This window comes from Shewanella amazonensis SB2B, from assembly GCF_000015245.1.
GTDB classification, from domain to species: Bacteria; Pseudomonadota; Gammaproteobacteria; order Enterobacterales; family Shewanellaceae; genus Shewanella; species Shewanella amazonensis.
Window position 1 is genome coordinate 2252296 of the sequence record NC_008700.1, and the last position, 21858, is coordinate 2274153.

Genomic DNA, 21858 nt, shown 5'->3' on the forward strand with positions numbered 1-21858 from the left:
CATGAAATTTGCCTGGCCTTGGGAGCTTCGCCGCGCGGGTGTGCTCAATATGAACAAGCGCAATATCGACTTTATCGGTCGATATAACCCGCGAAAATACTATCAGCGGGTGGATGACAAACTGACCACCAAGCAGCTGGCCCTTGCCAACGACATCGCAGTACCGGATTTGATTGGTGTGGTGCAGGAGCAGCACGAGATTGCCGAAATCCCGGAAATGGTACAGGGGCGCGGCGGCTTTGTGATTAAGCCCGCCAAGGGCTCCGGGGGCAAAGGGATTTTGGTGATCACCAAGGTCGAAAACGGTCGCTACTACAAACCCAGTGGCAATGAAGTCACACCCAGCGAAATCGACCGCCATGTCTCCAATATCTTAAGTGGCCTCTTCTCTCTTGGCGGCAAACCCGATGTCGCCATTGTAGAAGGGCTTATTCAGTTTGATCCCGTATTCGATGGCTACAGCTATGAAGGGGTACCGGATATCCGTTTGATTGTGTTCAAGGGATATCCTGTAATGGGCATGTTGCGCCTGTCTACCGCAGCGTCCGATGGCAAGGCTAACCTGCACCAGGGCGCGGTGGGGGTTGGCATTGATATCGCCACAGGTAAAGGCCTCAGAGCAGTGCAGTTTAACGAGCCTATCGAGTTTCACCCCGACACAGGCAAGCGCCTGATGGACATTCAGGTGCCAAATTGGGATACCCTGCTGACCACCGCCTCCAGTGCCTATGAAATGTGTGAGCTTGGTTATCTTGGTACCGATATGGTGCTGGACAGCGAAAAAGGCCCTCTGCTGCTGGAGCTAAACGCCCGACCGGGTCTCGCCATACAAATCGCCAACGGCAAGGGATTGCTGCCAAGACTTAAACACGTGGAATCGCTCGGCAACAAGTTTATGGATGTGAATGACAGGGTGGCCTATGCCAAAGTGCATTTCGGCGCTCACGCTGACCGCTAGTCTCTGGTGCAGTACTGCGATTGCCAATCCTGTGATGCTGCTGGCGGAGCAATGCCAGCAGCTGACCCTGGCAAGTGACTTCGACGCAGCCTTCAACCCGGAAAGTCTTGACCTCATTCAGGATCCACTCTCGGCTGCAGTTCAAGCCACGCAATTTGAACGGCTCAGCCTGGGCTTTAACAATATATCGTCCCGGGTCAGCCTTTACCTTAGTGAGCCACTGTCGAAAGACGGCCGCGATATCCTGGTAAACTGCCAAATCCGCCTCGCTGATGAAATAGACCAAATCACGCAAAAGGTTGCGTTTAAGCAGCTCAGTCTTCGCTTGCAAACCCATGGCGAAGGCGATACGGCAGCGTTGGGGCAAGCAATGTATAGGCTGGCGAGTATGCGATTGTCGGCTACTGACAAAGCCCGATTGCACACCGCAGAGGCCAGTTTTATGACTGGCCACAAGCGCGGAGAATTCAGTTTACAGCCCACTGACGAATGCCAAATTGTCAGTGAAAATAAATCATCAAAAAACCAAATAAGCAATGCTGTTGCGGTTTATTTGAGCGAACAAATCAATGAAGAATGCCGCGAGAGCGCTTGGAAATCCTATCAAATTAGAGCGCGCGAACTGAGCCTTAGTGCCTTGAATGTCATTCACGACATAAGACAGTCACAGGCCATTCAGCAGGGCTTTGCAGATTACGTAAGTCTTGCACTCAACAACACCTTCTTCGCCACCCCGGACACGGCGCTCGCCTTCTTGCAGGCCACCCGTCCTGATAAGACATTGGCGCCCTGGAACATAGGCCGGGCACTGAAACAGGCCGACGGCAACCGCACTCCCATTGACAGCAACTGGCTGTTAAACACCTTGCTCAATGAGTTACAAACATTCGGCATTCGGTTCGACTGGCTCAGCGATACTCATTTACGGCTCTGGCTTAATAACAGACTTCTTGGGGAGCTTGCCATTGCCACAGGTAAAGACCCGGACTTTCAGCTCACCCGCCCAGGTATTTTTACACGCCAGTTCAATCAGGGCCTGTTAATCCGGCCTGATGTGTTAAAGGGTCGCAGCGCCGCGGCGGATTTTATCCATGCTTTTGCCAGGGCCCTTGCCAATATGACGCAGGTAGAGCGCCACTATTTGCTGGCGAGGCAAAGTGAATATGATGACAGTCGGGCGCTTGCAGCCAACTGGCTGGCACTGATACTGGAAAACAAGCTCAGTAGCCGATTGCCGGCGGCCACGCCAAGGGAAGCGATAGTCGACGCCCACCGCCTGGCCCAAAACTACTATCGCTCGGCGTTGGCACTGGATTTCTATCGATATCAACCTGCGGGAATAGACAGATTTGCAGAACATTTTGAGGGGCAATGGCCGAGTGTAGACGCTCAGTACCAAAGTACCATAGCACTCGTGCAACAAGGCCCCTTGCTTTACCGCGAGTTGTGGCAACAAAGACTCTCCCGCTTTATCACCGACCACCAGCAGATGACCGATGAACACGCCTTTGAACTGCTGCTGGTCAATCCAAATCGTCAATCTTTGATGCAGCAACTCACCTCCCTCCTCGGCCGCAGTTACACGGCCGACGAACTGATAAGGAGTATTGCCGATGACCTTCGCTAGTAAAACCTGCGCCTTGTTACTCTGTGCCAGCCTTTTACCCGCGGCCAATGCCGCAGACAGCAAGGCCGAAGATGCCAAACACAGCAGCAACAACGCTACCGAGCCCATGGGTACGACAGCGGTTTATCAGGCTATCAAACAGCAATTGGAAGCCAGTCTGTTTGAGTTGCCGCCGCGCGTGCAGGGCCATTACGGCATACGCATGTATCGCATGACAGGCGATGACAAATATGCCAATGCAGCACTGGTTGATTTGTACGCGGTGACCGAGTCGCAGGCGTTTTATGCCTGTAACCTGGACAAGCCCGGCTTTATTGGCTCCGCTGCTGAAGAAGCCATTGAGGCACTTGGTCGAGGCCCAAGGGCGAGTGCACGCAAAAAGGCCCTCGACAGCTTTCCGGAGTTTTTGTTTTACACCGATGTACTGCTCAGGTTTGCAAGCCGCATCGATGAATTCGGCCTTGAGGGCCCATGTCATGACAAGATGATTGCCGCATTAAAGGCGACTGATCTTAAGCAGGGACTGACCTCACCTGAGATGATTGAATCCTGGGCCGCGCAGCTTGCCAACTATGTTTACTGGGCGAAACAGCTGGGCGTTGGCGACTACCTCAAAGACTACCGGGATGCCTTTAACAAGGTGTACCCTGCATCCCGCGACCAAAACCTGGATAAGGCGCAGTTTCGTAACAAACTCTACGGCATGACCCACTTTGTATTTGCAGCCAGTGGCTATTACCAGGCGCCCGTTGATGCCAGCGAGTTTGCCTGGGTACTGGAGTATTTCGAGGCCAATATCGACCGGATCCTCAAAGATGCCACCGACGACATCATCGCTGAAGTCGGTGTCAGCTTTTTGCTTGCAGGGAAAGACGACAGTGATGTGGTCAGTAAGACCCGGCGTCACATCGTAAAAGCCTTTGACGAAGAGCACGATATCATCCCTTCGCCAAGGGGCAATCCGGACCTGGCTCTGGGGGAGCACAGAAACATGCTCGCCATGATGCTGTTGCAATGGCCACAGACCTTAAGCCCGGGACCTTATCTGGCGGAGCTGAAAGCGACCAAAAAGTATCTGCCGAAAATGGTTACTCCCAAAACGGCGCCCAGCGCCAAATCGAAAAAGCCGGACAACCTAAAAAAATAGAATCACGTGTAACTCACCGTTGATAAAGTAAGGTCACGCAGTAAGTCCAAAGACCGCAAAACCGGTCTTTGGCACCTACAATGCAAAGCCATTAAGATTCATCCTTTTCGGGTCATGACGACAGGACATGAATCGTCACCACACATCTTCTGTTCACAAGAGCCGGATATTTTTATTGCAAAAAATCGAATTAAAAGTGCAGTATTAAGCAAACTTCTTTCGATGTAGCAGCTATGTTCAGAGCAAAATCCACCCTCGAGCAATGGCGAATTCTGCAGGCTGTCGTAGACCATGGCGGCTATGCGCAGGCCGCCACTGCCCTAAACAAGAGCCAATCTTCCCTTAACCATGCCGTTGCAAAGTTACAACATCAGCTGGGGGTGGAGCTTTTGGAGGTTAGGGGACGCAAAGCCTACCTGACTCCCCGCGGGGAAGTACTGCTCAGGCGCAGCCGCTACATCACCCAGTCAGTCATGGAGCTTGAGCAACTTGCAGGCAATCTTGAACGCGGCTGGGAACCCAGCCTGACCATAGCCCGGGAAATTATCTATCCCATGGATAAGCTCATCACAGCCATCAACGCTTTTTTACCCAATGGCAGAGGTACCCGGGTCTCTGTGATTGATTCGGTGCTCAATGGCACCCATGAGTTGGTGGAAGAAAACAAGGTTGATATTGCGCTCTGCGGCGGCAATCCCCCAAAGGGACATTTGGCACAGCCACTGTGCGTCGTCGAATTGATTTTAGTGTGTCACCCTTCCAACCCACTTGCCGCCGAGCTCAAGATCCAGGACGACAAGTTTCTCGCCCAGCATCTGCAAATCGTTATTCGTGATACCGCCGCCAAAACCAATAAGGATATCGGCTGGCTTAAAGCTGAGCAGCGATGGACGGTGAGTAATTTCCACGAAGCGAAAGCCATTCTGTGTTCGGGTAGCGGCTTTTGCTGGCTGCCAAAAGAGTTGGTTGAAAAAGAGTTGGCGTCAGGAGACTTGGTCAGACTGTATCTGACCGGAAGTGAAAGCCGGAAGATCCCCATTAATCTGGTTGTCCCTAGCAGAGACGATCAGGGGCCTGCGGGTGAGGCGTTGGAGCTGCTCATTCTTGCCCAGCATGGTATCTCATGCCAGCGCCAGTAGCGATGATGCCGCCTTATTAGGTTGGGACTTATCGTTTTCGATTTGTGTCTTCTCGTTGGTGTCGAGATACGCAAGGATCGCTCTCGGTGGCCCAAGCTTACTGATATCCGTGGTGCGTGAATTATCAAGTGTTTGGCCATAGCCATCAGAAGCCGAGCCTGAGCCATCCGACCCGGTATCGACGGCAACTAGGCTAGTCTCAGTGCCTTTGTCGTCGTTACCCTGGTTCTCTGTTTTATTTCCCTCACTATCCTTTTCAAGGGTTTGAGCCAAAGCGGCGGTAATACGTGCCGACAATGCATCGACAAAGCCGCTGTCACTCTGCTCTTTGCCCAAAGCGCCGGATTTATCCAGGTTGGTGCCCAAAGAAGGGGTAACCGGCTCGAACACCGGCACTTCATCAATGGCGTTTTGAGCGTCCAATAATGGGGAAATTTCGTCCTGAGTGGGCATTGCCGCCAGCCGCTCGGACGCCAATTCGTCCTTGGCCAACTCAATGTTCCTGAGTGCTTCAGCCGCCACACGCAGATCCGCTTGCGACGGATTTACCGGCGCCATGGCTGCGGCATATACCTGCTGCATCTTGTTGATTGTCGCCTGGGGGTTGCCTTGGACGCTGGCAATATCAATCGACACCTCTCCCCCCGTGGCATATCTCTTACCATCAGGACCAAGCTCATATTCAAAATTGGGCGCGCGGGCAAATTGTCCACCAACGGCGGCGTGGGCTCTCTCATGTGCCAGTACTTCCGCTTGTCTGGCTTCAAGCTGACGCACCTCCATCTCCTGCTGACGTATTTTTACCTGCTCGCGACGCTCGATGTCGTTTTCGCGGGCCATTGCCTGAGCATTGCTGTCTTGTTCCACTTGCTGCCTGGCAACCTTTTGTTCAGAGAAGGGCTCCCGCTCTCCACCCAGCGCCTCAGCAAGCTTTTGTTGCTTTGCTTCTTTGGCAGCCTTCTCAGCTTCCTGGGCAGCGACAGCTGAATTTGACGCGTCTTCTCGTGCAAACTGAACACCCACAGGCGTACCTGTATCAAAAACTGCGTTCGAACCGCCTCCACCGTCTCCTTGACTGACAACGCGCCCCGTTTCAGCACTACTCGTTGTGACACCATCAACAGAAGATTGATTTGGGGAAATAAAGATATCTGCGACTGAGTGCTCATCCGAGCTTGTAAATTCAGCACCTGTGAGTCCAGTGTTCTGAACCTGACTGAACCGAGCATCAGAACCTTGATTCACTGGAGAATAACCTTGAGCAGAAATGGCTGAAGCAAATTGGGTTCTACCCGGCAACGCATCGATACTCTGCGCGCCAGTAATCAGATTAAAACCGGGAGTGGCAGCCGAGGCAGTGGGTGCTGAGCCTCCTTGCAGTGAACCTGACGCCCTGTGTTTGACCTGTCCAGCCGTTCCAGTCGCGACCGGTGCTGATGGCAACGTCGCTGAAGACGGTGATGATTTTAATATCTGGTTAGTGCCCACTGAAACTGACGCTACGCCACCTGACGCCGCAGTCTGTGTCATGCCGGATGAAGGCGCTCCGTGGGAAATAGCTGGCGTAGAAACACCGCCCCCACTATGGAAAGACACTGAGTGGGAAGAAGCATGATTTGATGGGGACTTTAGTGAGACTTCGGATACAAGGGGCGCCGACGAGAACGAATTTCTCGCAGTCTCAGCGGTATCAGGATGCCCGGCGAAAGATGGCCGGGCAACACCGTTTGACGCCGCATGATTGACAGACAGCGCCGGGGAGGACATGGCAATTACACTTTGATGTCTATGATGGTGCCAATTGTCTCATCGGCCGTTTCAATCACTTCGGCCGATGCCTCAGCCTGATTAACCGACTGGGTCGCTTTGACCAGGGCGTCGGTTTTATCAGGTGCTTCAGCCTTGAGCTCGGCACTTTGTTGGGCAGGCTCGCTGCGCGCCACATCGATGGTTGCCTGAGTCAACCCACTTTGAGCGCTGTTAAAGCCATTGATACCCGATACGGATGCAGGTGGGATTTGCATGGCTTCCTCCAGAATAAGTTTCACAAATGGCTTTTGATGAACGGGTCAATTATTAGCCAAAAAAGCGGGAAACGCCAGCAAAAATGCACTGTAGACCGTCGACTGACGGCTCCATTACCACTGGGATTCCCAGTCTTTCCAGATGGGGTTAAGTCCCCTCGCCTTCAGCACGGCTGCGATGTCGGCTGCACTTCTGTCATCGCTGATTTCAAACTGATCCAAATGGGTATCCGGCTCAGAGTATCCTCCCGGTGATGTAGCACTGCCAGCGCTGGTTTGGGTGATCCCAAGGGCAAACAGATTGTCGCGAAAGTCCGGCCGCTCCCGTGTCGAGAGGCTGATATCCAGCGCTTCGTTGAACAACCGGAACGCACAGATAAGTTGCACCAATCCTTTATCGCTTATCTCGGTTTTCGGTGCCACGCCGCCGGTGCAGGGCCTGAGTCTTGGCAGTGAAATACTGTAGCGGCTGCGCCAGTACTTTCGCTCAAGATAATCAAGGTGATACCCCATCAACAGCGCATCCAGGCGCCAGTCATCAAGCCCCAGCAGCACCCCAAGGCCAATCTTGTCTACACCGGCCAGCGCCAGTCTGTCGGGCGTATCCAGGCGCCAGATAAAGTCCATTTTTTTGCCGCGGGTGTGATGCTCAGCGTAGGTGGCTCGCTGATAGGTTTCCTGATAAATCATCACAGCATCAAGCCCGAGGGTTACCAGCTCGCGGTACTCCGGCTCGGCTAGGGGCTGCACTTCCATCGCCACGTAGGAAAACGCACGCTTTACCTCGGGTAACACCTTACGAAAATAGCCCATGCCGACCTTGGTTTCATGCTCGCCGGAGACCAGCAGCACTGAGTCATAGCCCATGGCCTTGATGGCGGCCATTTCGCGGGTAAGCTCGGTTTCATCAAGGGTCTTGCGCTTAATGCGGTTACTCATTGAAAAGCCGCAGTAATCACACTCGTTTGCACACAGATTGGATAGATACAGCGGCAGGTACATACCGATACTGGCACCAAAGCGCTTACGGGTGAGCTGCATGCTTTTTTGTGCCATCTGCTCAAGATAAGGCTCGGCGGCAGGCGACAAGAGTGCCAGCAGCGCATTCAGGTTACCCGCCGGAGCCCGCAGTGCCGCCTCCACATCCTGTGCTGTGGCCGAGTAGAGCTTAAGCCGCAAGCTATCGGGGTTCAGGCGCGCAAATGCCTCAGAGAAATACCCCTGGCTCATAACAGCTTTTCCGCCATGCCCGAATCAACCAAGCCCGTGGTGGATAAGCCTGTATTTAAAAAGCCGGTCAGCGGGCTGGTTTCGTGGGCGTGCAAGCTCTTACTGCCAAGCCCGGCCAGATAGGCTTCACGGCCAATTTGCACCGCCAGCGCAAAGGCTCTGGCCATACGCACAGGGTCGGCACTCGAAGCAATAGCGGTATTAACCAGCACGGCGTCGGCGCCAAGCTCCATCGCCTCACACGCATGGGACGGCGCGCCAATGCCCGCATCCACCACCACAGGAATGCTCGCCTGCTCAATGATGATTTTCAAAAATTCACGGCTCACCAAGCCCTGATTGGAGCCTATGGGGCTGCCAAGGGGCATCACCGCTGCGCAGCCAATCTCTTCGAGGCGACGACAGAGCACAGGGTCGGCATGCACATATGGCAGTACCTTAAAGCCCTGACTGACGAGCTCCTTGGCGGCGGCAAAGGTTTCCATGGGATCCGGCATCAGGTACTTGGGATCCGGGTGGATCTCAAGCTTCAGCCACTCGGTGCCCAGCATTTCCCGGGCAAGCTCGGCTGCGAATATCGCTTCTTTGGCATTGCGGGCACCGGAGGTATTGGGCAACAGACGCACGCCGCGCGACAGCAGCGGCGCCAGAATATCATCGCTGCCGGTTTTAAAATCCACCCGCTTCATGGCGAGGGTGACAAGCTCACTGCCGCTGGCCGCAATAGCCTCCTGCATCAGCTTACCCGAAGCAAACTTGCCGGTGCCGGTAAACAGCCTGGAGCCAAATTCCGTTTCTGCAATTTTCAGCATCTCAGCCTCCTGCCACTGCTGCAAAAAGTTCAACCGCATCATTGTGTTTAAGATGAATATGTTCCCAGCTATGCCGCGGTACTACTTCACCGTTGAGCACCAGCGCGATATGGCTATCGCGCTCGCAGTGATGTTTAACCAAACTGGCCAGATCCTGGCCGTCGTCTATTGGATGGGAATGTCCGTTAACACTGATACTCAGCATGCCTTGCGCTCCTTGCCCTTACCGCAAACCGGGCAAAGGGGATCGGCAGGCACCCTGGCTTCATGCCACCGAAAATGCCTGAAATCGAAACGTTGCAGGCGTCCAGCCTCGCAGGGAAGTTGAAGCAGTTCATTCAAACAAAGTTGTGCCTGCATCGAAGCGACAATGGCCACAGCGGGCCCCATAACCCCAACCGCAGCACAGTTTTGCGCCGAAGTGGTGCCTGGCGGGAACAGACACTGATAGCAGCCACCCTCACCGGGCCGCTGAACAAACAAAAGCCCGTCAAAACCGGCAATGGCACCGCTGATAAGCGTTTTGCCGTGTTTAGCGCAGTACGCCGAAATAAGATGCCGCGCCGTAAAATTATCGGTGCAATCAAGCACCAGCCCGGCGCCGTCGAGCTGAGTTAACGTCTCACTGTTAAGCTCGCCGTACACAGAGACTTTTAAGCCAGGCTCTCGAGCCTGAAGGCGCGCGGCGGCGACCCCGGCCTTGGTTTTGCCCAAATCAAGGTCGCAAAACAGCATCTGGCGCGGCAGGTTAGAAAGCTCCACGCTATCGGCATCGAACAGTGATAAGTGCCCCACTCCCGACGCGGCCAGCAGCATGGCCGCCTGACAGCCAAGGCCACCCACGCCCACTATGGCCACATGGGAGTTCCTTAATCTGAGCTGCCCGGCTTCGCCGCATTCTGGCAGCAAAATTTGCCGCGAGTAGCGGATAAAATCTTTATCAGCGAGCATTCCGCATCTCCCAGGCGTCAGCGAGTGCGCGAAAGGCAGTCGCCGGTTCGCTTGCTTCGGTCACAGCACGTACCACGGCAATGCTGTCCACGCCTGTAGCAGCGACCTCAGGCAAATTACCCGCCTCTATACCGCCAATCGCCACCGTTGGCACAGCTGTACTGACAATCTTCGCAAGAAGTGCCAGCGTCTCCAGCCCCTGTGGTTTGGAAGGCATTTCCTTGGTGGTAGTGGGAAAAATATGCCCAAGGGCGAGGTAGCTGGGGTTAAGCTCAAGGGCCAGCAAGGCCTCAAACAACCCGTGACTCGACAGCCCAAGGGCCATGCCAGCCTCAGCAATGGCATCCAGCGGCACGGCCTCTATATCCTCCTGCCCAAGATGCACCCCAAAGGCACCATGGCTGATGGCAAGGCGCCAATGGTCGTTAATAAAGACGCGCGCCCGATGCTGCCTGCCAAGGGCAATGGCGCGGATGATGTCCGCTTCAGCCGCGCTACCCGGGCCAATCTCGCCCTTGATGCGCAGCTGAATTGGGTTGGCGCCTGCCTCAAGCAGTGTTTCAAGCATATCGATGTCGGCCACCACGGGATAAACGCCCAAATCATGACCCAGGCGGGTAAACCCCTTGGTTGGCAACCTGTGACTGCGGCTTTCATGTAATCGGTGAATCGATGCCATAGCGGCCAGGGACTCAGGCATGCCGGTGCGGGCCAGTGGCCCGGGGCCAGAACCTACAGCGCTTGCCTGCCTGAGCCCCTCAAATACATAGGCTTTGGCCAGCAGCACCGCATCGGGCAGCACCAACCCCTTGGCGACAAAGGCGGCTATGGCACTTGAAAGCGTGCAGCCGCTGCCGTGATTGTGCACAGTCGCAACCCGCTCATTGCTGAGCCAAAATCCCTGACGCCTGTGCAGCGGCGAAATGGTAGCAATATCACCCAGCAGCAACAGATCCCTGGCCTTAGACTGCTGCCATGGGCAATCTCCTCCCTTGGCAAGAATGCTGCCGCCAAAGGCCTGCCACAGTACGTTGGCAGCCCACTCCAGAGCATCGTCATCATTGAGTAAGCGGCCGATAAGACGGGAAAGTTCCGCCTTGTTGGGGGTGATAAGGCTAATTTTTCCGGCAAAGGGACTGAAATCCAGACCAGACCGTTCCCCGGTTTTATCGGGGCAGGTATTGTCTGGCGACTGCAGGTCACCACCGCAGGAGGCCACCATAACAGGGTCAAGAATAACTGGCACGCCGGGTAAGTTTTCACCCAGCCAGTCAGCCAAAAAATCCAGCTGCGGCTGATTGGCGATAAGGCCTATCTTGACTGCGCTGGGGTACAAATCCGCCTTTAACGTCTCAAGCTGGGCACGCAGCATCCTTGGTGTCACCGGCTCAACCGCCGTCACCGCCACCGAGTTTTGCGCCGTTATGGCGGTTATCACGCTGCAACCATAGCAGCCCAGGTCTTGCAGCGTCAGCAAATCCGCCTGAATACCGGCGCCGCCGCCGCTGTCTGAGCCTGCGATAGTCCAGACGATGGGTTTAGCTGCCATGTCGTTGATTTTGGCCATCTACACCGGTTCCTTTTCGGTGCTCAGGGCCGCTTCCACATGAGTCTCGCTGTAAAGCGCACTGCCTGTCTGTTTAAAGGTGGCCGACATCTTGTCCATACCCGCCCTGGCGTAGCTTTCTGCCTTGGAATAGCTTTCGGCCGCCCCCACTTCAAGGGTCTGTACGCTGTCAGCCTCGCTGCGGGCAGCATTCTCCAGACTGGCCGCATAGTCGCGTACATCCTGGGTGATTTTCATCGAGCAGAACTTGGGGCCGCACATGGAGCAAAAATGGGCCACCTTGGCCGACTCCTGCGGCAGAGTTTCGTCGTGATAGGCACGGGCAGTATCGGGATCCAGCCCGAGGTTGTACTGATCCTCCCAGCGAAACTCGAATCGTGCCTTGGACAGCGCATTGTCGCGGATTTGCGCGCCGGGATGTCCCTTGGCGACATCGGCAGCGTGGGCGGCAATCTTGTAAGCAATAAGCCCTTGTTTTACATCTTCCTTGTTCGGCAGGCCCAAATGTTCTTTCGGCGTGACGTAACAAAGCATGGCGCAGCCATACCAGGCAATCATGGCCGCCCCAATACCGGAGGTGAAGTGATCGTAGCCTGGGGCAATGTCGGTGGTTTGCGGGCCCAGGGTATAAAACGGCGCCTCTGCGCAGTGCTCAAGCTGCTTATCCATGTTCTCTTTGATGAGCTGCATGGGGATGTGGCCCGGACCTTCAATGATGGTCTGCACATCGTATTCCCAGGCGATTTTTACCAGCTCCCCCAGGGTTTCGAGCTCAGCAAACTGGGCTTCGTCATTGGCATCGGCAATGGAGCCCGGACGCATACCGTCGCCGAGCGACAACGACACATCATAGGCGGCGCAAAGCTCGCAAATATCGCGAAAATGGGTGTAGAGGAAGTTTTCCTGATGGTGGCTTAAGCACCATTTGGCCATGATGGAGCCGCCGCGGGACACTATGCCGGTAACCCGTTTTGCAGTCATGGGCACGTAGCGAAGCAGCACGCCCGCGTGGATGGTGAAGTAATCCACCCCCTGCTCGGCCTGTTCAATCAGGGTGTCGCGGAATACTTCCCAGTTAAGATCTTCGGCGATGCCGTTGACCTTCTCCAGCGCCTGATAAATCGGCACAGTGCCAATAGGCACCGGTGAGTTACGCACAATCCATTCGCGGGTTTCGTGAATATAACGGCCGGTGGACAGGTCCATCACGGTATCTGCGCCCCAGCGGGTGGACCACACCAGCTTTTCCACCTCTTCTTCGATGGATGAGGTCACGGCCGAGTTGCCGATATTGGCGTTCACCTTCACCAAAAAGTTGCGACCAATGATCATAGGCTCCGCTTCGGGGTGATTGATGTTGGCCGGAATAATCGCCCGGCCACGGGCTACTTCGTCACGGACAAACTCAGGGGTAATGGGTTTGCTCACCAGAGCGCCAAAGGCTTCGCCTGGTTTTTTGCGGTTAAGCTGCTCATCGGTGACTTCATCCCGGGCCATGTTTTCGCGAATGGCGATGTATTCCATCTCAGGGGTGATAATACCCTGACGGGCATAATGCAGCTGGGTAACCCGCTTACCGGCCTTGGCGCGGCGCGGCTTTGGCAGCACATCAAAACGCAGGTGATCCAGCCCGTCATCGGCGAGACGCTGCTGGGTAAAGTTGGATGAGGCGCTGTTAAGCTCTTCGGTATCGCTACGCGCTAAAATCCAGCCTTCACGCAGCTTGGGCAGGCCTCGGCGCACATTGATGTCGGCATTGGGGTCTGAATAAGGACCGGCGCAGTCGTACACCTTGATGGGTGGGTTGGCCTCAAAGGTTTCTTCGCCGCGGGTATTCACGATACGGGTATCGGTTTGATGGATTTGGCGCATGCCCACCTGGATATCAGGCCGTGAGCCTTCAATGAAAATCTTTTCGGAATTGGGGCGGCGCAGCGGCTTTAAGTTATCGATAAAGTCCTGGGCGGCTTTACGGGTTTCGCGGCGGTTTGACATCAGCAATCTCACTTTTGGTTTCAAAATGGAGTTGCTTGTCGGGGGAGAAAATTGAGCAGTTGAATCAGCGGCGACGATAAATTCCAAGGTGCGATGTTTATCGTCTCATTCACCTCATCTTACGGCGATCCATTGTGGTGGCGCGAGTTTGAGGTGGATTTGATGCTTGTTTCCTTCGCAGGTTCTAACCTGATCAGGTTCAACGGATCCCGAATAAACGGTCTCAGCCCTAAGGCACTCCGACAAGTGCTGGCAGTATAGGCTGAGGCGATGCGCCTTGACAATAGCCGTTAAACGGAAAAGTTTTCAGCATTGCAACCAACGACAATTCAATTTATTTACATATACTTGAACACAAATCTATGTTTTGTGATGAATATATTTCAACGCAAATCTCGCTTGCCCATCAAGGCAAGGTACTTATTGATGCCTTCCTTCAGCGCCTTTTTCACCTTGTCTTCACCACAGCGAAATGGGAATCCCAGGTTTTCGGCGTGCGGATTCAACGGCGTTGGCACCTTGACCACCCGATAACAGGTATCGCCTGATTTGACGATACGGTTGGGATCGATTTTCGAATCAAGGGTATTGGGTTTATAGAAATCATCGGCGCTCGGTACCAACAGTACCTCCATCTCGGGCAACAACTCCGACATACTGCGACCCGATGCGCCAAAGTGAGCCGTTTTATCACTGGCATAACGCTCAGACAGAGCCGTGAGCGCCTGTTCATTTTGCCGCGCCATAAAGCGACTGGCGGGAGTCGAGAAATCAAGCTGGCTGTGCTCAGGTAGTGTGGGCGTCTCTATTGGCGGCAGTGATTCCCACCGAGCCTCCTGCGCCGGTTCAACCGAAGGCTGTGCTGGGAGCGGTTCATCTTTGATAGGGGCAGGCTCTTTTGGCGCTGTAGCCAAGACTGGCTCGAGAGGCGCTTTTTGCTTGTTCACAAGCTCACGCTCAAGCTGTTCGGGTTGGGGGTTGGTGGCTGTGGGCTCTGAAGGATTTGCTTCTGATGGCTGTTCAGTCACCTGCTTTGGCGCGCTGAAAACCAAATAGGATTGCAACGCCTTGGGCTTATTGGCTCGCCCGTCCAGTGCCGTACTTAACGAACCCAGGTGCGGTGCCAATTGCCAGGCGAGCAGCCCCAATACCGCCAGGTGCACCAGGGTAACGGACAGCAACAACTTAATCGGCAGTGCCTGTGGTTCTTTGGTTCCATCTCGCGCTTCGGCTGCACCTTGTTTTACAGCGTCAACTTGTTTTACGGTGCCTGGCCGCTCCCCTGCTTCCAGTGACGTATAGGCCGTTAACGCTGGAACCAGCGTTGAGCTGTTGGCATGTTCAGCACCTCCGAGATCAAGGCTATTGGTAAGATTATCGGCGTCAAGACAGGGCCAGATAGAGGTAACAAAGAGCGGCAGTGGTAATTCCTGCGGGATTCGGGTAGAGAGCAGTGGCGTCAAGACTTGATCCCCTTGCTCTTTTTCACCGTTTGCATACCGATAGTCGAATTCATCTCTGTGGCCTTGTATGCCCGATGTGTTCAACACGGGATGGATGCCAGAGTCGGTGTAGTTACTGCTTTTTGTCAAACGCCTGTCCTTTTCCCTGGCCTGTTTCTTCGTTTTCCAGCGCTTTTACATGGTTTGTACGTGGCTTTCTAAAGACCAGCGGCAAGCTCTTACGGATCAACCAGCCCTTCCTGATTGGGTCAATTCCGGTAGCGGGTACTGGCAATAGAACTGAATAGTCGATGCTGATAATTCATGCTGCTGTGGGCACCATTAACCATATCGCTATTGGAACAGAGACCGGCTGCAAAAGTTCCTGATTGATCATCATCTCGCCACCCGGCGATCGGCTTTAAAGTGGCTAAATTTAGAACAACTGAAAAAGTGACGCGCTCAATCATCTGATTTAAAAGAGATAAAATAATTTAAGCGTACACATGTACTCTTTTGTGGTGTTTGCAGAAAGTGAATGTTAGATTATCGACTCTAATGCCAAGCCCAAGCTGACGAGTTCACCATGCCGCCAATGCAAGCCAGCAGCGTATCAGATACTGCTCCCGTTAATGTCCCCAATGCCCCCGCCGATGCTTCAGGCAATGCCAGTACGGCTGCGTATTGTGAGCGGGAAGAGCTGGCCAATACCTTAAGCCATGGCATTGGCGTGCTGGCGGCACTGATTGGCACAGTCGCTATGTTGCACGACAGCATTGGCCATTTGAGTGCACTGCAAACTCTCGGCGTTGGCCTCTATGGCCTGAGTATGGTACTGCTGTTTGCCTGCTCTACCGCTTATCACTGGGCCACATCGCCTACGCTCAAGCGCAAATTCAAATTGTTTGACCACTGCGCCATTTACCTTTTGATTGCAGGAACCTACACGCCTTTTGTACTCATTACCCTGGAAGGCGCCGGTGTCGACTGGGTGCTGGCTGCCATCTGGTTGTTTGCGCTTGGCGGGATTGGATTCAAGCTTTTGTTTTTACATCGCTTTAAAGCGTTCAGCCTGCTGCTTTACCTTGCCATGGGCTGGTTGTGTGTGGCGGTGCTCGACAAGATGATCGCCGGGCTCAGTGATACCGGTTTTACCCTGCTGCTCACCGGCGGCCTGTTTTACAGCCTGGGCGTGGTGTTTTATGCGGTGAAACGCATCCCCTTTAACCATGCCATATGGCACCTGTTTGTGCTTGGCGGCGCCATCAGTCACTTCCTGTGTATTTATCTCACTGTGATCCCCAAGGGCTAACGGATAAAAGCCAAAGCACCAAAGGGCATAAAGGTGAGTCACAAACGCCAGTCCTCACCATACCAGTGATTTTACCCAACCACGTATGTCCGCCATCATTCAGCGTTGTTGACCAGTCTGCCTGCTGATAGCTGAGCTATGATGGCGCTCAGCCCTAGTGAAAATCCCGCGAGGCCACTTTGAGGCTATCGAGCAAATGCGAGATATCCTCAAGGCGACCCGCCACCACATGGGTTACGCCATCGGCATGTTCCACAGTGCCACTTACCTTCAAAATAGTTGATGTTAAATACGGTTTTCGCTGCGCCCTTGCTGTACCCATCCACACTATCAGATTGGTATTGCCTGTTTCATCTTCCAGGGTAATAAAGGTTACACCCGATGCAGTGCCGGGTCGCTGCCTGCCAGTTACCACACCGGCAACAGTCACCAACTGGCCATGGCGGGTATTTTCAAGCGCTTTTGCTGTCAAAGATTTTCCAAGCAAGCCGGCAATTCGCAACAATGCCATCGGATGTTGCCCGAGACTTAACCCCTTGCTGCGATAATCCGCCTTGAGGCACTGGACCGCATTGGGGGCATCCAGACTTGGCTCAGTTCCCACTGGCTTAAGCGGCTCTGGCAAGTCATCAAACAGCGGCAGGCTTGCCTGACGGGCAGAGAGTTGCCAGCGACTTTGAAATCGGTGGCCACTGAGCAGTCTGAAGGCATCGGCAGCGGCAAGCAGCTCCAAAGCATGCCTGTCGAGCAGCATGCTGATTTCACTCAAGTGCGCAAAACCAGCAGCAGAACGAACGTCCACCAACCTTTGCATAGCCTGCTCTTTCAAGCCTTTGACCTGCCTGAATCCCAGTCGAATAGCAAAGCCAGTGGCGGTCTTCACCAGGCTGCTGTCCCACTGGCTGTGATTGATACACACATCAAACACCTCCACCCCATGACGGCGCACGTCCTGTAACAGCTGCGATGGGCTGTAAAACCCCATCGGCTGGCTGTTGAGCAGCGCGCAGCAAAAGGCCGCCGGGTGGTATAACTTAAGATAAGCAGAGACATAGGCTAACAGCGCAAAGCTTGCCGAGTGGGATTCAGGAAAACCATACTCGCCAAAGCCCTGAATTTGGCGAAAAATCTGCCGGGCAAAGTCTTCGCTGTAACCCCGTGCGGCCATGCCATCCAGCAACTTTTGCTCGAAGGACCACAGCTTGCCGGTATGTTTCCAACTGGCCATGGCCCGGCGCAGCGCATCCGCCTCACCGCCACTGAAACCTGCGGCCACCATGGCAAGCTTGATCACCTGCTCCTGAAAAATCGGCACCCCCATGGTGCGCTCAAGCACGGCTTTAACTGCCTCGCTGGGGTAAGTCACCGCCTCCAACCCTTTGCGGCGTCGAAGGAACGGATGCACCATGTCCCCCTGAATTGGCCCCGGGCGCACAATCGCAATTTGAATAACCAGATCGTAATAGCAGGCAGGTCTGAGCCTTGGCAGCATGGACGTTTGAGCCCGGGACTCCACCTGAAACACCCCCATGCTGTCGCCGCGACTGAGCATGCGATAAACATTGGGATCTTCGGCTTTGATTGACCGCATGCCAAAGGGCTGCTGATGACGACTGATAAGCTCGAAGCACTTACGGATGGCAGTCAGCATCCCCAGCGCCAGCACGTCCACTTTCAGTAGTCCCAGCGCCTCCAGATCGTCCTTATCCCACTGAATAACGGTTCTGTCTTCCATGGCGGCGTTTTCCACCGGCACCAGCTCGGCCAGCGGCCCGGCGGAAATTACAAAGCCGCCTACATGCTGGGATAAATGACGCGGAAACCCGAGCAAGGACTGCACAAGGTAGCCAAACATGTCGGCGCTAGGCAGCTGCGCGGCCAATTGTTCGCGCCAGGGATGGCTAGGATCGCGCCTGTCGATGCCCTGAATGAGCCTCGCCACCAGCTCTCTGTCCAGCCCCAGCACCTTGCCCACCTCGCCCATGGCGCTTTTGAGTCGATAGGTGATCACACTCGCAGCCAGCGCCGCCCGGTGGCGGCCGTACTTACGGTAAATGTACTGGATCACTTCTTCGCGGCGCTCATGCTCAAAGTCCACATCGATATCCGGCGGCTCGTGGCGTTCTTTGGAAATAAAGCGTTCAAACAGCATATTGACCCGGGTCGGATCCACTTCGGTGATCCCAAGGCAAAAACACACCACCGAATTGGCCGCCGAGCCGCGGCCCTGATGCAAAATCCGCTTGCGTCTGGCGAAGCGGACTATGTCGTAAATGGTGAGAAAAAAATACTCGTATTCAAGCTCATGGATAAGCTTAAGCTCGGCCAGGTACTGGCGTTTTACCGCTGCTGGCACCGCCAGGCCGTATCGGCGCCGGGCGCCTTTGGCCACCTCCCGGGCAAGGTATTCACTGGCGCTAAACCCGGCAGGCACCAGCTCCGCCGGGTACTCGTACCTCAGCTCAGCCATCGAAAACCGGCACTGACTGGCAATCTTCTGGGTGTTGGCAATCCACTCCTGCGGATAACGGCGATGGATACTGCCAAGGGGCCGCAGGTAATGCTCAGCGTTCTGGCACAAATGCCCTTCGGCTTCATCAAGCCTGAGCCCTAAGCGAATGCAGGTGAGTACATCCAAAAGCGGCTGACGCGCTGCGCTGTGCATACGCACATCTCCTGCTGCCACGCAGGGGATGTCGCACAAGCCGGATAGACGCATCAAATAGCGCTGCCACAGGCTGCCTGCGGCCTCAAGACACTGCTCTGCCAGTAAATAGCGCCGCCCCTGCCAGGGCGTAAGCTGCTTTGCCAGCTGCTTTTGCGTAGCAAACCAATGCTGCTCGGTAGCGGCTATGTCAGTCCCCGGATTTTGGGGCATCGGCGGGCGCCACAGCAGCACACAATCGGGCAGCGGCGATAACAGGTCGTCCAGATTGATGCGATATTCCCCCTTGGGCGCCCGCCGCCTGCCACGACTTATCAAGCGGCACAGGGCGCCATAACCTGCCCGGCTGGTGGCCAGCAGCACAAAGGTGCCTTGCTGCAGCCGAAATTCACTGCCCACAATCAGTGATATCCCAGCATCCACGGCGGCCATGTGCGCCTTGACCACACCGGCCACCGAACACTCATCGGTAATGGCGATGGCACTGTAGCCAAGCCGCGCCGCCTCGGCCACCAGCTCGTGGGGGTGCGACGCGCCCCGTAAAAAGCTGTAGTTGCTGATGGCATGTAGCTCGGCGTACATCAAAACCAGCCCTGCAAGTAAAGTCCGGGCTCGCCCTCACGGCGAAACACCCAGCACAGGCCACCTTCATGGTGGCGGGCAAGGTAATAGTCCCGCGCCGCGCCTCTGGGTTTCCCGCTTGGCAAACTCTCGTTTACCTGGCCTGTCTCAAGCTCAGTTGTGCTTTGAGCCGCCATGGTTTGGCTGCCATGCCACCAGGGCTCACGCAGCCGCTCGGGGCCGCGCAAGAGCTCAACATCAGTTTCTGCAATCGCTTCTGGCGCCACCAAAAGCCAGGGCGGGCGGCAGGCAAGTGACAGTCCTTCTGTGGCAGCATCCTGTGTGGCCACAGGCTTACTGGTTGCTGCGGCTTTTGCCACTGTCTCGCACAGTTCCATTCCGGCAGTTGCAGCTTTGTTGGTAAAGGGCTCGTTAGTCGCGGCTAAGCCCGTAACTGCTAAGTCCTTATCAGTTATGTCTGAAGCGAATCGCGGCGCTATGGCTCCAGCCATCGAATCATCATTCGCCCCATCCATTTCAGTCATGGTCGCTGTGTTACCGACATGAGCAGCCGGGAGGCTAAAGGCGGTACGGATGACGTTCGAAGCCGCGGCCGGGTTGGCGGCTTTTTTATCTGGTGCCGGAGGGATACCGGCAGCTGCAACGCGTTGCTGTGCTGGCTTGGTTAGCAATAACGGCGCAGCCGATTTACGTGGGATCGGTTTTGGCTGCTGACGTGAAGACTCGGCAGACAAATATGAGACAGATAACGATGAGACAGGCAAAGCCCTATAGGTAACCGCCACAGGTGCTGACATCGGCTGCAGGCAAAAACTGTGCTCCGGCAAGAGCGCTTGTCTGGCACCGAGACGCTTTACCCTGTCTTCCCCCAGCCGGGCCTCAAGCCGGGCCAGCAAACTGAGACTTGCTCTATGGCTATTGTCGATGGCGCCTGCCGGTGGCGCGCTTCTAGGGACAAAGTGGCAGCGGTGCAGTGTTAGCGCCACCACCGGAGCCGCCAGCGTAAAGCGCTCCAGCTGCAAACGGCACAGGGCCAACAGGCCATCGGTCGTGTATTCAGCAAAGGGGTATGCCAGCGGCAAGCGCGCTTCATGAACTACATCCACAACATCTGTGGTTTGCTCAGATACTATCTCCTCCTGCACTCCTTCTACTTTGGAGCGCCCATCAATCCTGCCCCCCAAACGGCCCGCTACGCTGCCCCGGACTGCTGGCGAAGCGGCTGAGAAAGAGGCCTTTGTACAAGAAGCTTTTGCAGAAAATCGTTTGCTCCCTTTCTGCCCCTTTTCCCCATGGTTCATCCACTCAGATACCCGGTAATGCAGTACCAGCTCCAGCATGGAAACCGCCAACTGTCGCTGACGTAAAAACAGCGCCAGCTCGGCAAACATACGCCCAAGCACAAACACCAGGGCATTGAGGCTTTCGGCCTCATACATCAGCTCAATCCGCTGACAATACTCTTCCTGCGGGCAGTAAAAACTCTGAGGATGGGGCTGATTACCGTTAAGCCTCGCCAATAGCAACACGAATTCGGGACCAAAACGGATCCCAAGCTCGGCAGCGGGTAAAGCCTGCAGCGCACCTATATGCTCAAGTCCCATCCCCTCCAAACGGGATAACAGCGCCTCGGGCACAGGCAGAGTGGAGATTGGCAGCGCCGATAATTGCCGTGATAAATCCTCAGCTGCACTTTTGGGCTCAGCAATCGCTTTTGATGCTGATTTTGAAGCTGAAACCTTGAGAGCCGATTGCAATGTTGCAGCCTTGGCAAACATTGGCTGCAGCGTCTTTGATACCAGACAGGGCTGGGCTTTGGCCAGCACACCTGCCGCCAACGGCGTGGCAGCAAAGGCCATGGCAAAGCTGCAGTTAAGCCCTTCAAGGGCAGCTGCCAATGCCTTTGCCAGCGCCGCTTCGCCACCAAAAAGCTTCGCCATGGAGCCCGTTTCAAGCAAAAGCACATCGTGGCAACGGGCAAAAAGTGTATCGGGCTCAGGGGGCGGCACCAGACGGGCGCTGAAACTGTAGCCGTGGCGGCACAGCCAATCGCTGCCTTGTCGGTGCAGCGAGAGATCAAAGGGGAAGGGTTGCACCTCCGGGCACAGCTGCGCCGCACTGCCCATGCTCTGACCGGCCATGACCCCGGCACTGGCCGCCTGCGGACAGGCTTTGAGCACCCGTGCCTTTGCCACATCGTACAGAATAAGTGGCATGGATAGCGCCAGCCCCTGCACATGGCGCAGGTAATCCAGCTCCCAATTAGGCAGCCATACACCAAGCCAGCGCATCAACCCTTAACCCAAACAGATTGATAACGCCTCAGCCCGCGGGCCAAACAGCAGTGCCGCTGGGCGAACTGGCTCTGATGCAAACACAGGCTTTGCTGAAACAAGTGTCTTTGATG

The 21858-nt window shown here is 55.2% G+C and carries 16 protein-coding genes and 1 riboswitch; of the genes, 5 read left to right on the forward strand and 11 right to left on the reverse strand.

The genetic code is table 11. From position 1 onward, the window contains the following. The first annotated feature begins 1 nt into the window (after position 1). From SAMA_RS09680 to SAMA_RS09695, 4 genes are all read left to right on the forward strand, one after another. Positions 2-958 carry an alpha-L-glutamate ligase-like protein gene (locus tag SAMA_RS09680; RefSeq protein WP_011759962.1) on the forward strand — a complete coding sequence of 319 codons (957 nt, stop codon included), beginning with the start codon at positions 2-4 and terminating at the stop codon, positions 956-958. Beyond that, positions 921-2585 (forward strand): hypothetical protein, encoded by a 1665-nt coding sequence (locus SAMA_RS09685; protein ID WP_011759963.1) that lies wholly within the window; start codon positions 921-923, stop codon positions 2583-2585. The genes SAMA_RS09680 and SAMA_RS09685 overlap by 38 nt, the downstream gene beginning before the upstream one ends. Before the next feature lie 106 nt (positions 2586-2691). Further along, positions 2692-3732, forward strand: coding sequence for a DUF3541 domain-containing protein (locus tag SAMA_RS09690; RefSeq protein ID WP_232280546.1), 1041 nt, complete (start codon positions 2692-2694; stop codon positions 3730-3732). A gap of 233 nt (positions 3733-3965) precedes the next feature. Further along, positions 3966-4871 carry a LysR family transcriptional regulator gene (locus SAMA_RS09695; protein WP_011759965.1) on the forward strand — a complete coding sequence of 302 codons (906 nt, stop codon included), beginning with the start codon at positions 3966-3968 and terminating at the stop codon, positions 4869-4871. On the opposite strand, the gene SAMA_RS19390 is transcribed toward SAMA_RS09695, so the two are convergent. The 9 genes from SAMA_RS19390 to SAMA_RS09745 form a co-directional block, all read right to left on the reverse strand. Then, positions 4854-6401 (reverse strand): putative metalloprotease CJM1_0395 family protein, encoded by a 1548-nt coding sequence (locus SAMA_RS19390; protein ID WP_198134274.1) that lies wholly within the window; start codon positions 6399-6401, stop codon positions 4854-4856. The genes SAMA_RS09695 and SAMA_RS19390 overlap by 18 nt on opposite strands. A 242-nt stretch (positions 6402-6643) precedes the next feature. Further along, the gene (locus tag SAMA_RS09710) at positions 6644-6895 is read right to left on the reverse strand and encodes a hypothetical protein (protein ID WP_011759967.1); all 252 of its coding nucleotides are present in this window, start codon (positions 6893-6895) and stop codon (positions 6644-6646) included. Between the two features lie 114 nt (positions 6896-7009). Further along, positions 7010-8125, reverse strand: a complete 1116-nt coding sequence (thiH, locus tag SAMA_RS09715; RefSeq protein WP_011759968.1) for a 2-iminoacetate synthase ThiH — start codon at positions 8123-8125, stop codon at positions 7010-7012. After that, the gene (locus tag SAMA_RS09720; RefSeq protein WP_011759969.1) at positions 8122-8937 is read right to left on the reverse strand and encodes a thiazole synthase; all 816 of its coding nucleotides are present in this window, start codon (positions 8935-8937) and stop codon (positions 8122-8124) included. Before SAMA_RS09720 ends, thiH begins: the two co-directional genes overlap by 4 nt. Position 8938: 1 nt before the next feature. Then, entirely contained in the window at positions 8939-9142 is a 204-nt protein-coding gene (gene thiS / locus SAMA_RS09725) for a sulfur carrier protein ThiS (RefSeq protein ID WP_011759970.1), read from the reverse strand. After that, complete coding sequence (locus tag SAMA_RS09730; RefSeq protein WP_011759971.1) at positions 9136-9888, reverse strand: HesA/MoeB/ThiF family protein; 753 nt, start codon at positions 9886-9888, stop codon at positions 9136-9138. The genes thiS and SAMA_RS09730 overlap by 7 nt, the downstream gene beginning before the upstream one ends. Further along, positions 9878-11455, reverse strand: coding sequence for a thiamine phosphate synthase (gene thiE / locus SAMA_RS09735; protein WP_011759972.1), 1578 nt, complete (start codon positions 11453-11455; stop codon positions 9878-9880). The genes SAMA_RS09730 and thiE overlap by 11 nt, the downstream gene beginning before the upstream one ends. After that, positions 11456-13450 carry a phosphomethylpyrimidine synthase ThiC gene (gene thiC, locus SAMA_RS09740; RefSeq protein ID WP_011759973.1) on the reverse strand — a complete coding sequence of 665 codons (1995 nt, stop codon included), beginning with the start codon at positions 13448-13450 and terminating at the stop codon, positions 11456-11458. It abuts the gene before it with no gap. A 153-nt stretch (positions 13451-13603) separates the two neighbouring features. Beyond that, positions 13604-13702: riboswitch (TPP riboswitch) on the reverse strand. A 131-nt stretch (positions 13703-13833) separates the two neighbouring features. Then, positions 13834-15042, reverse strand: coding sequence for a hypothetical protein (locus SAMA_RS09745; protein WP_041409803.1), 1209 nt, complete (start codon positions 15040-15042; stop codon positions 13834-13836). Between the two features lie 436 nt (positions 15043-15478). On the opposite strand from SAMA_RS09745, the gene trhA reads away from it, so the two are divergent. Then, positions 15479-16204, forward strand: a complete 726-nt coding sequence (gene trhA, locus SAMA_RS09750; protein ID WP_011759975.1) for a PAQR family membrane homeostasis protein TrhA — start codon at positions 15479-15481, stop codon at positions 16202-16204. Between the two features lie 154 nt (positions 16205-16358). On the opposite strand, the gene SAMA_RS09755 is transcribed toward trhA, so the two are convergent. Together SAMA_RS09755 and SAMA_RS09760 are read right to left on the reverse strand one after the other, a co-directional pair. Then, entirely contained in the window at positions 16359-19451 is a 3093-nt protein-coding gene (locus SAMA_RS09755; RefSeq protein WP_011759976.1) for an error-prone DNA polymerase, read from the reverse strand. Continuing rightward, positions 19451-21742, reverse strand: coding sequence for a Y-family DNA polymerase (locus SAMA_RS09760; protein ID WP_011759977.1), 2292 nt, complete (start codon positions 21740-21742; stop codon positions 19451-19453). The genes SAMA_RS09755 and SAMA_RS09760 overlap by 1 nt, the downstream gene beginning before the upstream one ends. Positions 21743-21858: the final 116 nt, after the last annotated feature.